The following is a 16,130-nucleotide window of genomic DNA, read 5'->3' as shown; positions in this document are numbered from 1 at the left end:
CGTTCCATATGGCCGTTTTGTCGTGCGGCGTGATCCGTGGCCCGATGATAATCCTGCTAATGGCGGTCCGCTCAAATGGGACGATGCGTTCCGACGTAGATTGTTCATGTCAGCGAACAGGATGAGCCGCCACTCCGTTCGTCTCGCGAGTCGGCACGTTTGAAGGATGCCTTCGGAGAATGAATAGTCGGTTTCGCCGAAACTATCCGATTCTATCCGATTGCGCGCTATGCTACTGAAATCGCAAAATAAATTTGAATTCGATAATAAGTCCCGCGGCTACGACGGGGCAGCCGAAACCCTACCCTGCCGTGCTTACGATTTGCTTGCGCGCGGAATCTTTCAAGGAGATGCCCACGCATGGCGAAGCTGACCAAACGAACTAAATTTTCAAGAAGGCTCGCAAGTGCGTGTCGGGCACGCTGATACTGCTTGAACTGGTCAACCTGTGCACGTGTGCGGCTTGAATACTGGATTTCCTTCTGCCGCGCCGCCACATCGGCCAGATTGCGAGGGAGTTCGCCTCGCGCACTCCAAAGGTCCACCTGGAAGGCGATCGCGTCCTGCCGCGGCCCGTGCTCGACAACCCATTGTAGCGGCGTGTTTGAGATAAGGCCGCCATCCCAATAGAATTCACCCTCGATCTCGACCGCGGGAAGCCGGGCGGAAGGGATCCGCTGGCGATCACGTGCTTAGGGCGGATCGTGTGTTTTTCATTGTCGAAGTAGACAGAATTTCCGGTGCGCACGTTCACGGCACCGACGCTGAAGCGCATCCCGCCGGCATTGATCCGGTCGAAGTCGACAAGCCTCTCAAGAGTGCTCTTCAGTTGATTGGTCTCGTAGAAACTCGTGCCCTCAAGGGACCCGTCGTGATAGAGCCAGGGAGCAAACGACGCGGACTGAAAAAGCCAGGGGCGCCAGCGACGACCGCACAGCCCGCGCTGAACTGATTGAAGAGTGCGCGCGGCAGATTGCCTTTCGGAGCGAATGAATGAGTTGCGGCAGCCCAGTCGAGCAACGGGTTTGCTGTGATCTCGCGCCAGAAGCTGCGCAGCTTCGCAACCCTTTCGGCTGGTTCGTTGCCAGCGATGATTGCCGAGTTGATCGCCCCAATTGAAACTCCGGCGACCCAGTCCGGATGAATCTCGGCTTCGGCGAGAGCTTCGTAGACGCCGGCCTGATAAGCCCCAAGCGCGCCCCCGCCCTGCAATACGAGAGCAATACATTCGAACGGCAGGCGCCGTTCCGCCAGTCTGATATCCTTCTGAGAATGAACGTTCATCTGGTGGTCCTTCTTGGACGTAGTTGCTAAAGTTTGGGATGAGCCCAGCGGTGCGTTCGAAGCTTGGAGAGACGTGGAAGGGGTTCAATACAAGACCCGGCCGTCCACAAGTTCGCCGGTCCTCGGCGAGAGGTCCCGTCTCAATGCCTCCTGCGCCGAGCCGCCCATTTGCCCGACGACGCTTCCCTTGGTGCCCTCCATGGACTGCCCAGCCAGGTGACGCCCGAGCAGACGCACGATTTCGGGATCGTCGGCAAAGGTCGTATGGCCGAGTGGATCGTTCGACGCGATAGCGCTGGTGTCGATGACCCGAACGCCCATCTGAGCCAGCACAGCTGCGTAGGGCTTGAGATCTGTTCCGCCGACCCGCCTTACGCCCCCCGACAGCATGCGCGACAGGCCGAGCGCCCTGTCGTGCGTCGACGTCAGGATCGCAAAGAGCGGCCGCTTCGGTCCCATCTCTATGAACTGGCGACGAAATACGTCGATATCGATGTCGGGGGATGCAAGCACGACGGTTTTGACCTTGGCCGGGATTGATCCCTCGCGCATGGCAACGCCGCGCAGCGCCTCGGCCGCGAGCCATGTTCCCATCGAATGGGCGAGAACCGTTACGTCTGCGACATCAGGGCTACGTGTCGTTTGAAGGATAAGGTCCTCCAGGGCCCGCCGCGAGAAATTGGCGCTTTCCTTGTCGTAGAGGTAGTCGAAAGCGCGGCCCCGCGACGGCCATGCAAAGAGGATCGGCGCAGCATCGGCGCCGGAGTCGTGAACGATTTGGGCGAGACGAAAGACGGCGTCGGCGTAGCTGTTGTTGTAGCCATGCACAAAGATGAGCACCTGTCGCTTGGTGTTCCGATTCTTGCGGAACCACTCATGCGCCTGCTTCTCGGACACGACCTTGCCAACCTTTAAGACCGCGAACTCTCTTTCTGGATTCGGCGGCATGCGCGAAGGCCACTGGATCTTGCCGATCTTGCGGTTTCGGTCGGGAGGTATCGATACGACGAGACTGTTCAGCGAAATCGTGTTTCCGCGCTCCCCTGAATAAAGCCCGCCGGGTTCATTCGATGCCTTGCGCGTGGTCGCCGCCACCATGTGCACTCGGCTGGCTTCGCTTGCGGCCGATTTCGGGGGTTGAAAGACGTTGCCCGTCCGGGTCGCGCAGCCAGCGACGGCCAGGCAGAGGGCGACCAGCGCGGAGAATACGAGCCGAGAAAACTCGCGGTGTCTCGCCGGGATGGGTCGCCAGCGGCAGTTCCATAGCGAGCGGTGAAGTCCTCGCCTAGCCTTCCAGGGCATCACGCCCTCCATATCAATGCTTGTCAACGGGATCAGGATATCGGGTGGCATAGATCGCGCGGAACAGCAGCGCAGACACCTGGGTCGAACAAGGACCACACTCAGCTACTCGCCGCGCTTAACCCGCACTCATTCCCGTTTCAGGATGGTCTGAGAGATTTGGATGATATCGTGGCTGATGAGATCGACTCGACCTTCAACGTCCTGCTCTGGCGAGGGCGAGCGGAGCTGAGCGACCCCTTCCTTCATGAGGGCATTGAGCTGCTGATGGTCGTGCTCCAGCGGGTTGAGCATAAGCTCAATCTTGGAGACCGTTCGCAGAAGATTCTCAACGCGCCTGTAGAGCTCGGGATCTCGCGCAATGACGATGTTGGTCGGCTCATTCAGGGTCTGGCGTATCGTCGCTACGGCCAGGAGCTGCGAGTTGAGACTCGCGAGGAGGTCACACATTGCTTCGACCCATTTCTGGCGATTGACCGACAGCACGTTCGCCTTGAATTGCAATTTCGCGATCCGCGTATTGACGAACGCGCCGGCTACCGATGCGACCATTGCTGTGCAGGCGGTGACCAGCGTGATCCACTGCAGCATGATTGACATGATCTTGGTCCGCTATTTGACCACTACGCTTGCCCGTCGCCTTGATCGGGGCGGCAGGTTGCTGGGCATAGGGATTTTTGTTCCTTGGATTATTGGGAGCGCGCCGAAACAAGCGGAGCTGTTGCGGGCAAAGCTCGCCTGGCGTTGCAAAGGCCCGGATCAAAGAACTGACCTCCGGACCCGCGCCCAACATGTGTGCGCGCGATTTATGCCGGCTCATGCACTGCCTCCGCTGGAAGCGCTTCCACCACCTGTGAGGGTGCTTTGATGCGGAACCAGGCAACGTAGAGCGCCGGCAAGAACAGCAAGGTAAGCAGCGTGCCCACGATAATGCCGCCCATCATGGCGAACGCCATCGGACCCCAGAACACCTCGAAGGCTATCGGGATAAGCGCCAGGCTCGCCGCCGCGGCCGTTAACAGGATCGGCCGCGTCCGGTGCATTGTGGCATCGACCACAGCTTCCCACGCATCCCAGCCTTCCCGCCGGTGGTCCTCGATCTGCACGACGAGGATCACCGAGTTGCGGATCAGGATGCCGATCAACGCCAGCACGCCGAGGATGGCGACGAATCCCATAGGGGCACCGCTCGGCAGCATTGCCGCAACCACGCCGATGAGCCCGAGCGGGGCCACCGCTACCACCAGGAACAGTCTGGAGAAGCTCTGCAGCTGAATCATCAGGATCGTCGACATAATGAACAGCATGAGCGGAATCACCGCCGCGATCGGCCCCTGAGATTTTGCGCTTTCCTCCACGGGACCGCCGACGGCCACATTGTAGCCGACCGGGAGCGCTTGGGCGAACGCCTGCACCATGGGTTCGAGTTGCTGAGCGATCGTGGCCGGCTGGGTCGCATCGACGATGCTCCCACGAACGGTCACTGTTGGCAGACGGCCGCGGCGCCAGATCACGGGCTGCTCGAGCTCGTACCGGAAGGTCGCGACCGCGGCCAACGGCACGGACTGGCCGTTCTCACCAGGCAGTTGCAGGTTCTGCAGCGTCTCGATCGAGCTCCGCTCAGCCGCGTCGGCGCGGCTCAGCACCTCGACCAGATAGATTGAGTCACGCACCTGCGTGATGCTCGTGCCGCCAACGACGCCGTTGAGAACCCCGGCGATGTCCTGCGAGCTCACGCCAAGATGGCGCGCCTTGTCCTGGAGCACGGCGACTTTGACCACGCGTGCCGGCTCGTTCCAGTTGAAGCCGATGTCCTTGACCTTGGGATGCTCGTCTATGAGAGCCGCGAGATCCTGTGAAAGCTCTCTCACCTTCTGGACGTCTGGGCCGCTCAGTCGGTACTGCACCGGGCGTCCGGCCGGCGGGCCCATCGCCAACAGGTCCGTGTAGACATCGAGACCGGCAAATTCCTCCCGGGCCCAGGTGTTGATCTTGGCCCTGAGGCGGTCACGGGCCTCAATGTCCTTGGTGACGATGACGATCTGCCCGTAGAATGGGTTTGACGGCTGCGGGTCGAAGGAGAGAATGAACCGCACGGCGCTCCGGCCCACGTAGGACGACCAGTGGTCGATATCGGGATCGCCTGCGAGCTTGGCCTCGAACCGGTCCATCTGCGCTTTGGTGTCGACGATAGAGGCGTTCTGCGGCAGGGTGAAGTCGACAAGCAGTTCGGGGCGGTCCGACGAGGGGAAAAACTGCTGCTCGACGAAGCGCATGCCGTAAAGCGAGGCGCCGAATATCGCGACGGTCACGACGATGGTTAGCCAGCGCCAGCGCATCGCCCCGTCAAGGACACGGGAGAAGACCGTCGCCAGCCGGCTCGGCTTGTCGTGATGCTTCTTCATTGTCTTCGGCAGCAGCGCCACGCCAAGCAGCGGCGTGAACACCACCGCGACCATCCACGACAACAGCAACGACGCCGCGATCACCACGAACAGGGTGAAGGTGAACTCGCCCGCGTTGCTGCTGTTGAGGCCGACCGGGATGAAGCTCGCGACGGTGACAAGTGTTCCGGTGAGCATCGGGAAGGCGGTCGAGGTGTAGACGGCGGTCGCCGCCTTGCGCAGCGTGTCGCCCGCCTCAAGCCGCGCCACCATCATCTCGACCGCGATCATCGCGTCGTCGACAAGAAGTCCGAGGGCGATGATGAGGGCACCGAGCGAGATGCGCTGCAACGAGATGTCGGTGTACTGCATGACCACGAACGTCAAGGCGAGCACGAGCGGGATGGAGATGGCAACGACCAGACCGGCGCGCATGCCAAGGCTGATGAAGCTGACCACCAGCACGATCGCCACGGCCTCGAACAGGGCTTTGGTAAAGCCGCCAACCGCCTCTTCGACCACGACGGGCTGATCGGCCACCAGGTGCACGCCGACGCCGATAGGCAGTTCGCGCGTGATCCTGTCAATTTGCTCCTTCAGCGCCTCGCCGAACTCGAGCAGGTTGGCGCCGTTCTTCATGCCGATGGCAAGCCCGATGGCCGGCTCGCCCTTGTACCGGAACAGCGTCTGCGCGGGATCGACATAGCCGCGGCTGATCGTGGCGATGTCGCTCAGGCGGAAGAAGCGATCGTTGATGCGCAGGTTGAGCCCACGCAGATCCTCCTCCGACGTGAACTGCCCGGTGACTCGGACGCTGATGCGCTCGGCGCCCGCCTCAATGACGCCGGAGGGCGTGATGGCGTTCTGCGCCTGGAGCGTCTCCACAACCTCCTGCTGGCTGATGCCGAGGGCGGCCATCTCACGCGTCGAGAATTCGAGAAAGATCACCTCGTCCTGCGCGCCGATGAGGTTGACCTTGCCGACATTCGGCACCGTGAGCACTTTGGTTCGCGCGTCCTCGACATAGTCACGCAACTGCCGCTGCGTCACTCCGTCGGCGGTGAGGGCGTATAAGTTGCCGTAGACGTCGCCGAAATCGTCATCGAAATAGGGACCGGCAACGCCCTGCGGCAGGTCTCGCTTGATGTCGCCGATCATGTTTCGGACTTTCACCCAGATGCCCGGTACATCGCCGCTCTTGGCCGTGTCCTTCAGGTGGACATAGACGACGGCCTGGCCCGCCGTGGTCTGGCTGCGGGTGTAGTCCAGCGAGTCGAGCTCCTCGAGCTTCTTCTCGATCCGGTCGGTAACCTGGCGTGCGGTGTCTTCGACCGTGGCGCCAGGCCACTGCGCGGCTATCACCATGGTCTTAATGGTGAATGACGGGTCCTCTTCGCGCCCGAGGCTGATATATGCCAGAACACCGGCTATGGCGGAGGCGATCATGAAGTACCAGACGAGCGAGCTGTGCTCGATCGCCCAGTCGGACAGGTTGAAGCGGCTTTTCATCGGGAGGCCCCAGCTAAGATCTTGACCGTTTGGTCGGCCGTCAGACTGTTCACGCCGGCCGTGACGACCCGCGTGCCGGCGGCAAGTCCAGTGAGGACGCGAATGGAGGTTCCGTTCCGTGACGCGATCGTCACTTCCGTGGTCGCGACCGTCCGGGTGGCTGGATCGACGACCCAGACCATCGCCTTGCCGTCGCGTTCCAGCAAAGCGGTGGCCGGCAAGTCGATGCCCGTGGACGCCTGCGTGACGATGGTTGCGGTGATGGTTGTTCCGAGGCGGAAACTTTCAGGCGGATTGTCGAGCGTAATCCTGACCCGACGCGTGCGGGTGGCGGGATCGGCCTGAGGCGCGATCTCCCGCACCGACCCCACGGCCCGAACGGACGGATCGACCTGCAGGGCAATGTCGAAGCGCGCGGTCGGCGGGATTTCGCGCCCGATCGATTCCGGCAGGTCGACGACGGCCTCGCGAATGTCCGGGCGGGCAATCGACACGACTGCCTGGCCTGGCTGGACCACCTGCCCAGGCTCTGCTGCGACAGCGGTGACGACGCCATCGAAGTCGGTGCGAAGCTCAGTGTAGTCAAGTTGCTCCTCGGCCTTGTCGAGATTGGCCTTGGCGCCAGTGACCCCGGCCTGCGCCGTTTCGAACGCCTGCCTAGCGAGGTCAAACTGGGCCTGGTTGGATACCTTCTGCCGGAGCAGCGTGCGCTGGCGCACCTCGGTCGCGTTCGCATTTTCGAGGTGGGCGACCGCCCTGGCCAGCTCGGCCTCTGCCGAGCGCACCGCCAGTTGATAGGTAACCGGATCGAGGTTAGCGAGGCGCTGCCCCTTCTTGACGATGTCGCCGACTTCAACCTCACGGTTGACGATCCGTCCAAGGACTCTAAAGCCGAGGTCCGACTTGTAGCGGGGCTCGACGGTTCCGGCGAAGCCCCAGGTCCGCGTGATCTGCGGCGTCACGACGACGGACAGGACTGGTCGCTCGGCCGGAGCTTCGGCGTGGTGCTCTTCCTGGCAGGCGGCCAGCAGGGCAGCCGCCCCCACGAGGGTCAGGGAAGTCAAGATCGGGTTCATCGCACATTTCCTTCGGCAAACGCTACAACTTGCCGAGGCCTTAGGAACTGCGTGCCGCTGGCCACGACCACTTCGCCAGGCTGGAGCCCTTCCCGAACCACGACCTTTCCGGCCTTGTAGCTCTCGATGGCGATCGGCTTTTGCGATACCATCTTGGTCCCAGGGTCGACGGTCCAGACGGCCGGTCCGCCGGTTCCGTTAGACAACGCGCCCCACGAGATGACGACGCGCTCGCGGGACCGGTGCCGGACCGAGCCGACTACAGCGGCCCCGAGCGTCATTTCTGCCGGCGGCTGCGAGATATCGACCTTGACCCGGACTGTGCCGCTCGCCCTGTCGACCGTCGGCGAAATCTCGCGCACCGCGCCCGTCGTGGTCACGGTTGGATCGGACACCAGCGTCAGCGCTACTGCGGGATCGGCCAGTTCCTGGGTGAAGGCCGCCTCGTTAACATTGAACACGGCATCACGCGGTCCGTCCTGAGCGATCGAGAACACAGACTGCGCTTCCTGAACGACCTCCCCCACCTCTGCGTTGCGGGCCGTGATGATACCGGCGACGCCGGCTCGCAAAACCGTGTCGGACAGACGGTCACGGGCGGTGCCTAGCTGAGCGCGCGCATCCATGAGCGAGGCTTGTGCCGTGCGGAAGTTCTCCTCGGCCTGGTCGTGGTCGCGCCGTGTCGTGAAGCCCTGCGCAATCAGCGCCTTCTGGCGCTGGAAGGTGGAAGTTGCCTCACGCATTACAGCTTCGGCGGAACGAACCGCAGCTTCGGCGGCGCTTACCGTAGCCTCCTGCTGTTGCGGATCCAGCTTGGCCAGGATCTGGTCGGCTGTCACGTGATCACCGACATTGACCAACCGCTCGGTGATACGGCCCGCTACCCGAAACGACAGGACGCTCTCGACCCGCGCGCGAATTTCGCCGGTCAAGCGCAGGGCCGGTGCATATGCGTCCAGGGTCGCCGCCTCGACCTGCACTACGGCCGGCGGTTTCTCCAGTTCGCTCGCTTGTTCCTGGCAGGCGGTCACGCCGCCCATCACGGCAAACATTGCCGTGTTCCGAACAGCTGCCCGCCATCGACTGAATCCCATTACATGCCTCTTTTCGGTGTGGGCGCGTTCTGCCTGAACGACCCGGCTGCAGGTCGATTTGGCCTGCCTCACTTTCAATTTGCATCACTAAGTCAAAACGACTATATCGTCAATATGAGATTGGCACAATGGTGCAATGCAAAAGAGGCAGGACGGATGGCAAAGATTGATCGGGCGCGCAGGGCGGAGATCGGGCGCGAGAAGCGCGAACGGACGCGCACGCTGATAGTGGACGCGGGCACAATGCTGATGGCGGAGCGCCCTCGTGAAGCCATCAGGGTTGATGCCGTGGTGGAGGCAGCAGGTGTCGCGAAGGGCACATTCTACTACCACTTCCAGAGCATCGATGAATTGGCCGCAGCCGTGGGGGCCAGGCTCAGCAAGAGCTTTGACAAGCTGCTGACCCCTGTTAGGGTCGAGATCGGGGGTCCGGTCGAGCGCCTGTCTTTCGGGTTCACGCAATTCCTGGAAAAGGCGATTTCCGACGCCGACTGGGCGCGTCTTGTCGTTCAGACCTCGCAGTCGGCCCCCGAATTTAACCTCAGTGTTCGTGCGAGCCTCAAAGCTGACCTCGCCGAAGCGATCCTCCACGGACGTGTGAGCGTGCGGGACGTGGAGATGGGTGCCGACATCGTACTGGGCATATGGCTGCAAGTGACGCGGGGTATCCTCGAGCGTGGTGCCCGAACCGAATTGACACGGCAGGCGGTGGAGGCGGCACTTCGGTCTATCGGCGCGACGGGGCGTTGACGATAGCCTTGGCACAAAGACAAGGGATTAGACCCATCCTGTCGCCCATACCGCTGATCTAAAGGTTTTACGCCCAGCCTCCGATGACCCGGCCGGCATCTTGCGGCGGGTCGGGTGCGCCAACAGCCTTTTCGTCAGATCGGGTGCAGTATACGACTCGCTACGAATCTGAAGCCGGGCGTCGGTGATTGGTGCTTCGAACGCCGGCAGTTCCACGTCACGGTATCAGGGCGTGACAAGAGCACGTCCGCGCCGGCCGCTCTTGACGTGCTCGAAGGCCTCGGCCACTTCGGCGAGCGGCTTGCGCAGTCCGATCGGCAGGCTGACATGCTTGTGTTCGACGAACTGACGCAAGTCATGCATTGCTGCCTTGTCCGGCTTGAAGAGGACCCATGCGTAGTTGTTGGTGCCCTTGGGCAGCACGCGCCGGTGAAGCCGCTTTTGCGAGATTGTCTTTAGCGCACCACGCAGCCACCCAAGCCGGTCGAAATTCCCTAACAGTGGGTGCACGGTGGTTGCGTGACCGAGTGCACCGTCGCGCAGACAGCCGAGTAACGCGAGATCGTCTTCCCAGGTGGCGAAGTTGAGCGTTGCGTCGAAAGAGCGTGCCAAGGAGACGAACAGCTTGTCGGTTCGCCCGACCACCTCGATGGCGCCGGCCTCAAGACAAACCTTGGTGTTGGACTCCCGGGCAATCGCCGTGACGCTCGCGCCCCATCCTGATAGCATCTGCGTTGCCAGTAATCCCAGTGCGCCGGCGGCACCGTGGACCAGCACGTTTTTTCCGGCTGCGTTCTCCCGGGAAAGACCCGCACCGCGTACAGCCAGCCACATTGACGTGAAGCTATAGGGAACCGTAGCGAGCGCGTGAAGGTCAAGGCCTTCCGGAGCGGCCAGCACGTGGGCAGCCTTGACCCGCACGTGGCTGGCGTGGGTTCCTTCGGCTGAAGCGGGCTTTGCTCCATAGACTCGATCGCCGATCCTGAAGGTCGCCACACGGGAACCTACCGCAGTAACCGTACCCGCAAGATCATTTCCGAGCACCAGCGGAAACCTGCCGGCTCCGATCACCGATAGCAACTTACGGCCGTAACCTTCGGAGCGGCGCGCATCGATCGGGTTGACGGAAGCTGCGGCCACCGCGACCTCGATTTCGTCTGCGGCTAGCCTTTGCCTCGTGAATTGCCGAACCAAGAATCCACCTGGGGTGCTGGGCCCGAGGCACAAAGCCGCAATACCTGAAGTTATGTCTAGACCCGGTGCCTTCATTGGGCCATCGCATTGAAAAGCCCCCGTCCGTGAAGCGACAAATTTCGTTGTCATCAATGCCTATCCTCATCCCGGGCACCGGTCGCCGCTGGATACTGATTGTGCATTATAGTCATAACGACGATAAAGTCAATATGAACTGGCGGTGCGAACCTAAGCAAGTCACCGCAGAGACGCAGTGCTCTAGAAGGCCGGATAAGCACACGGAATTGGAGTTGCGACCAATCACCTGACCAGTGTGCGACCTGCTGGCTGTGAGGCGGCACCTGTCAGGCTGTGCCTTGGCGCAGAGGGCTGAGAATTCGGGTGAGCTCGCCCATTAGGCGCCGCTCCCTCCGCAAGTGCCGACACACGAGCCAGGGCTGATTTGGCCTGTCGAGCGTTCAGGCCGATTGCACGTAGTACGGCGCTGACGGCCGCGTCACGGTCGAGCGAAGACAGTCTGCCTTCGCCGATCGCGCGCATGAGCTGGAGCATGATCCCAATGACGATTTCCAGGTTCAGCTCCGCGGATGCCGTACCGCCCGTCATGTCCTGGGAAAACCTTTGCAGGTCTTCGAAAAGCCTGCGGCGGAGAAGCTCGCCACCCTCCGGGGCCGCCGCCGCCATTCTGGCGACAAGGCTGGCCCATCGAGGATCTTTGAGGGCCTTATCGATAAATGAGCTGCTCCCGAACGCGACCCGAAGCGCAGGATCGTCGACGGAAAGCCGGCCAGTCTGCAACAGTTCGTCGAAGGTCTGCACCAGCTCCTCTGCGACTGCCGAGCTCAATGCCTGCAAACCATCAAAATGAACGTAGAATGTGCCCTTGGCAACGCCGGCCTCCCTAACCACGTCATCGACTGTGACCGATTCCACGGCCTGCTTCGCAAACAACGAGTTGGCCGCGGCAACCAGTTCTGCACGAGTCCGAGCGCGCTTTTCGCGCCCAATTTCAGCTCGACGAATAGCATTGATCTTCGCCATCTATGGTCATGTCTCCTAGAACGGGTTTGCACCTTAAGTCATATTGACCAAATCGTCCAGCGCTTTGGCGCGACGGTCAGCTTTCGGGAATCTGCGAGGCCGATTCTTTCGTCCGACATGAGGGCGCAAAGCTGGCCCCCTCCTCAGAGACGCGTCACTCTTCCGGAAAGTCCAAGGAAATGGGCATTTCTCACTTCCGCTGCAGCACCTGCGCCTCGCCTCCAGCCAGGCTGCTGCTCCAGGTCAAGGGGCTAGACCAGTAAGTCACACTCCCTTCATGTGGTGCGGGCGGTGATGGCGCGCGCGTCCTGATCTCACCGAGGTCACGCGTCCACAACTTTAAACAGTTGCCCGCCAAAATCGACCGCGTCGTCATCGGTGCGCATTTCGGCTCGCATAATGTCGCCCGGCGTGAGGAAATGTGCGTGCGCGGTCGCTTCCTGGACGATCGCATCCTTCCGCTCCGAATCCTTGAAGAGCTTGGTCGTCAGAATTTGGCCGAGAGGAGCGGTCGCTTGCAGGATCACGCCGCCCGGTGTTCCGGTCAGGATAAGGTCGCCTGCAGACATGTCCATCAGGGATGCAATGTCGTTGAGGGAGGTTTCCGGGCGAAAGATGAGGTCCCGCGTGTGAGCGGCCTGCCGCAATTCGTCATTCAGCCAGAGCCGGATTTCGATCCTGTCGAGTAGATCCGCTACCTCTTCCGCTTCCGGCATGACCAGCCAAGGACCGCAAGGGCAGAAGGTACGTGCGCTTTTGCCGCGGAACCACTGCAAGAAAGGCTCACCGAACATGACATCACGGGCGGATACATCGTTACACAGGACCAGTCCGCCGATGAAATCGCCGAGGTTCTCCCGGGTGACGTGATCGCTCGCACTGAGAGGTCGCTTCAGGACAAGCCCGAGTTCCACCTCATAGTCGAGCATCTGGCATCCAGCCGGCCGGATAATCGGATCCGACGCTCCCGACAGCGAGGAGCCGGCCTTCATGAAGAGCAGGTTCTTTTGGGGCCGCGAATGCCCCGACTGATCCGCGTGATCGGCGTAATTCAACCCCTGGCAAACGATCTGCGCGGGCGCTGTGACGGGGCTCAGAATCTTTGCCGAGCTGACCGCGAACCGCAAGACGCCTGCCCGGGCTTTGAGTTCAGCGGGAGCAAGCCGCAGGACGTCGGCGGTCGATATGAAGGTGCCATCAAGCGGAGCGATCTCGTCTCCGTCCACAATCCCCCATACGGGTTCGCCGCTGATCGTAAATCGGGTCACTTTCACTACCAATTTCATTTCCTTTCCTTGGAGGGGGCCACATCGAAAGCGGTCCGAATGTCGGCTCAGCGCGCTGATTGAAGGTCGAAGCGCGGTCAAGCGCGGTCCTTGCCCTTGAGGTCCCCGTATCGCGAGCGATAGTTCTCGATCGTGTCCATCGCGCCGCAGAACTCGACATTGTGCCAGTCGGGGTCGTAGAGATAACAGGCGACGTTGCCACCGGTTTCGCCGTCGCCCAAAGGCGGTTCGCTGTTGTGGCGGACTGGACCGTAGTTCAACTGGAAGCCGTCGGCCTGCTGTTGCTTGGCAAAGGCCAGCACATCCTCCAGTTGGTTCCCTTTCACCTCGAGCGCGAAATGGAAGAAGCTCATGCCCGAGGGTATGGTTATTCTGCCGGAGGGGTCGTATTCCTCGACAAGCACGAGGCATTCCTCGTGGTCAGTTGCACTCATGTAGCTGCAGCGGATGCGCCAGCCTTCCTTGAACGGATGTGGCTCGGGCTCGCAGGTGCGGCTGTGGATCATGCCGGCAACGTTCTCGTACCAGGCCCGGCTTCGCGCGATGTCGCGCACATAAATGGAGAGCTGCCCGATGTGAGAAACGAGCGAGGGCCTGAAGACGCCGTAGTCTTCGGTCTTGTTGGAGAACCGCCGCTTCGTCAGCGTCGGCCACAACAGCACCATTTCGCGAAACCATTTCCGCTTCAGCAGGCCAGCGAAGCGTAGCTTGAATGGAGGCAAGACGTTCGGGGGAACGAAAGCGGTGTTGCTCATCGGCCGAGCTCCTCAATGATCTCAATCCAGTGGTTGTCTGGGTCTTGGACGCAAAAGGCACGCGATACGGGGCGCGCAGAGGCAAGCATGCGCCCTTCGCGGATCGACAGGCCCATCTCTCCTGCACGGCGCCTGACATCGTCGAATGCCTCGGTGTCCCTCACCGCTAGCGTGAAGTGCAGCATGGAATTGTTGTCCATCGTCAGCTTGTGGTGCTTCACCAGGCAGATGTCGTGATGGTGGAAGCCGAACGAGAAGAAATGCATTTCCTGCTGCGACAAACGCATTGCCGCGCTGCTGTCCGGATGATTGAGAGCGGAGAATTGCAGGTTGAAGAGCTTGAGATAGAAGGCCTTCGAGCGCTCCAGGTCGGTCACGTAGAAGACGTGGTGCTGAAGGTTGGTCACGGGGATCCGAGCTGGAGCATTCATGACTTGTTTCCTGACTGATAGTTTGCCCAATGGTGTGCCGGCGGCCCGTTCCCGTAACGGGCAAGATTGATCGCCATGATTGACGTCCTGTTCTGCTCGAGTTTTCAGAGGAACTGCGCCTTGAAGGCGTAGCGACCCAGCTTTTCGCGGAGTAGGCGCGGATCGCCCTCAGTTGCAATTGTCGCCAGCAACCCGAGCCGGGCATCTTGAACGACCGAGAGCGATTCGAGCTTCACGCCCACCGACGCTGCCTCCTTGCGTACGACATCCTCGATCTCCAGCATCGACAACGCTGGTTTGAAGATCTTTCCGATGGATGTGATGGGCAGCGCAGCCAGAATCCGGACCGATTTGGGATGTGCAGCGCGCTCTGGAATACGGCCGACGGCATGAGCAAGCAGGTCCGCCTCCGATGCCGTCGTCTCCGGCTTCAACTGAACATAGAGGACCGGCAGTTCCCCGGCGCGCACATCGGGTCTTCCAACCGCTGCGGCGAGCTGCACTGCCGGGTGATCCTGCACTGCATTTTCGATCAGCTTGGGATCGATGTTGTGGCCGGCCCGGATGATGAGCTCCTTCTTGCGACCGGTCAGCCAGAAGTAACCGTCCGTATCCTGGCGGGCGAGATCGCCGGTGTTCAGCCAGCGGTCGCCGTCGATCTCAAGCCAGAGACCCTTGTTGTGTTCGGGATTGATATAACCGGCGAAGACATTGGGCCCATGGATTGCGAGCACGCCGACCTCTTCCGTCCCGGCGAATCCGGTGAAGTCGCCGGAATCGTCGAGTCTGACCACTGCCATTTTCTGGTAGGGGAGGCGCAGGCCGATCGAGCCGATGCGTCGTTCGCCTTCGGGAGGATTGACACTGGAAACGCAGGCGCCCTCCGTCAGGCCGTATGCCTCCAGAATGCGAACTCCCGTCGCCTTTTCGAAATTGCGAAACAGCTCCACGGGCATCGGTGCAGCGCCGCAAAAACCGTAGCGGATGCTTGAAATATCGCGGCCGCCGACCGGCACCTGCAGCAGTGCGGAATACACAGTCGGAACGCCCGAGAAGGCCACGATGCGATAATGTTCGACGATCTCCCAGAAGGATGAAATAATTCCCTCTCCGCGATAGCCCTGGTGCGTCCCCATGACGACATGTGCGCCTTGCGCCCAGGGGACTAACCCCGTCACCAACTGCCCATTGACGTGGAAGAGCGGCAGACCGCAGAAAATCGTCCTGCCTGGTGCGAAGGCGTCGCCAATGAAGGATCGGCTCGACCATGCATCAAACACTTCTGAAAAGTGGGTGCGCGCGGCGATCTTGGGTAGCCCGGTCGTGCCGCCCGTGCACAGGTACGAGGAAGTGTCTTCAGCCTTGGGCGTCGCGAAGGTCAAGCGGTCTCCAGGTTCTCCGGCCGTCTCCTGGCGCAGGCTGAGAACCGGAACGGCGACCCCGTCGAAGACCTGGGGCACGTCGGCGGCGGAGTTACCGAGATACGGGGCGAGACTGACGGTCAGAATCCCTTGCAGGTCAGGCGCATTCGCCGCGGCCTTGATCGCCTTCTGCCAGATGTCGGTTCCCGGAAATGGGGCCAGAGTGACGAGCCATTTTGCCTTCCCGGTGACGAGAAGCTCGGAGATCTGTTCCGCTTCCAGAAGTGGATTGATCGCAAAGGCGATGCCCGCCGCCTCGCCGCCCCAGATCACGAAATGCGTTTCAGGCAGGTTGGGCAGCACGAAGGCGACAACGTCGTTGCGACCTATTCCCAGCCGCCGAAAGGCATTGGCTGTTCTCGTGATGTCAGCGAGGAGTTCTGCATGCGTCCAGACGAAGGGATCCCGGAAATCGTCGGCGCGCAGAAAAAAGGAAAGCGCAGGTTGATCCGGCGCTATAGCGGCGCCGCGTGCCAGCACTTCGTAGGTGCTGCCGGGCAAGCCGCGCTCCGAAAGTGGCACCTGCTCGAACGCCTCGACATCGCGCAGAGCGACAATCGGACGCCCGAAGTCGTAGGGGGTTGTTGCGAGCATTGTCACCTT

12 protein-coding genes and 1 pseudogene are annotated in these 16,130 nt (G+C 61.3%); 1 reads left to right on the top strand and 12 read right to left on the bottom strand.

Translation table 11 applies throughout. The features are described from left to right. Positions 1-383: 383 nt before the first annotated feature. From JN302_RS06755 to JN302_RS06730, 6 genes and pseudogenes are all read right to left on the bottom strand, one after another. Positions 384-1,284: pseudogene (locus tag JN302_RS06755) on the bottom strand (patatin-like phospholipase family protein); the annotation flags it as partial. Positions 1,285-1,368: 84 nt separating this feature from the next. Next, the gene (locus tag JN302_RS06750) at positions 1,369-2,382 is read right to left on the bottom strand and encodes an alpha/beta hydrolase (protein WP_244846232.1); all 1,014 of its coding nucleotides are present in this window, start codon (positions 2,380-2,382) and stop codon (positions 1,369-1,371) included. 333 nt (positions 2,383-2,715) lie between these two features. Continuing rightward, complete coding sequence (locus JN302_RS06745; RefSeq protein WP_202332398.1) at positions 2,716-3,186, bottom strand: hypothetical protein; 471 nt, start codon at positions 3,184-3,186, stop codon at positions 2,716-2,718. Between the two features lie 206 nt (positions 3,187-3,392). After that, positions 3,393-6,479, bottom strand: a complete 3,087-nt coding sequence (locus JN302_RS06740) for an efflux RND transporter permease subunit (RefSeq protein ID WP_202332397.1) — start codon at positions 6,477-6,479, stop codon at positions 3,393-3,395. Next, positions 6,476-7,555 (bottom strand): efflux RND transporter periplasmic adaptor subunit, encoded by a 1,080-nt coding sequence (locus JN302_RS06735; RefSeq protein WP_202332396.1) that lies wholly within the window; start codon positions 7,553-7,555, stop codon positions 6,476-6,478. The genes JN302_RS06740 and JN302_RS06735 overlap by 4 nt, the downstream gene beginning before the upstream one ends. Next, positions 7,552-8,595, bottom strand: a complete 1,044-nt coding sequence (locus JN302_RS06730) for an efflux RND transporter periplasmic adaptor subunit (protein ID WP_244846231.1) — start codon at positions 8,593-8,595, stop codon at positions 7,552-7,554. The genes JN302_RS06735 and JN302_RS06730 overlap by 4 nt, the downstream gene beginning before the upstream one ends. A gap of 57 nt (positions 8,596-8,652) precedes the next feature. On the opposite strand from JN302_RS06730, the gene JN302_RS06725 reads away from it, so the two are divergent. After that, positions 8,653-9,399, top strand: coding sequence for a TetR/AcrR family transcriptional regulator (locus JN302_RS06725; protein ID WP_244846230.1), 747 nt, complete (start codon positions 8,653-8,655; stop codon positions 9,397-9,399). 225 nt (positions 9,400-9,624) lie between these two features. Here the strand turns inward: JN302_RS06725 and JN302_RS06720 are convergent, their stop codons facing one another. From JN302_RS06720 to JN302_RS06695, 6 genes are all read right to left on the bottom strand, one after another. Further along, positions 9,625-10,668, bottom strand: coding sequence for an alcohol dehydrogenase catalytic domain-containing protein (locus tag JN302_RS06720; protein ID WP_274609275.1), 1,044 nt, complete (start codon positions 10,666-10,668; stop codon positions 9,625-9,627). A 225-nt stretch (positions 10,669-10,893) separates the two neighbouring features. Beyond that, positions 10,894-11,634, bottom strand: coding sequence for a TetR/AcrR family transcriptional regulator (locus tag JN302_RS06715; RefSeq protein WP_202332393.1), 741 nt, complete (start codon positions 11,632-11,634; stop codon positions 10,894-10,896). 323 nt (positions 11,635-11,957) lie between these two features. Next, positions 11,958-12,920: a fumarylacetoacetate hydrolase family protein gene (locus JN302_RS06710; RefSeq protein WP_244846229.1), complete on the bottom strand. Its 963-nt coding sequence runs from the start codon at positions 12,918-12,920 to the stop codon at positions 11,958-11,960. 77 nt (positions 12,921-12,997) lie between these two features. After that, a complete protein-coding gene (locus tag JN302_RS06705; RefSeq protein WP_202332392.1) occupies positions 12,998-13,675 on the bottom strand; it encodes a VOC family protein in 678 nt (225 codons plus the stop codon). Continuing rightward, positions 13,672-14,106 (bottom strand): VOC family protein, encoded by a 435-nt coding sequence (locus JN302_RS06700; RefSeq protein WP_202332391.1) that lies wholly within the window; start codon positions 14,104-14,106, stop codon positions 13,672-13,674. The genes JN302_RS06705 and JN302_RS06700 overlap by 4 nt, the downstream gene beginning before the upstream one ends. A gap of 104 nt (positions 14,107-14,210) precedes the next feature. Further along, on the bottom strand, positions 14,211-16,121 hold the full coding sequence (locus JN302_RS06695; protein ID WP_202334216.1) for an acyl-CoA synthetase: 1,911 nt from the start codon (positions 16,119-16,121) through the stop codon (positions 14,211-14,213). Between the last annotated feature and the right edge of the window lie 9 nt (positions 16,122-16,130).

Origin of the sequence: Mesorhizobium sp. L-8-3, from assembly GCF_016756615.1 — a bacterium.
Lineage (GTDB): Bacteria > Pseudomonadota > Alphaproteobacteria > Rhizobiales > Rhizobiaceae.
Note: the sequence above shows the minus strand (reverse complement) of the source record. Positions and strands in the feature narration are given on the sequence as shown.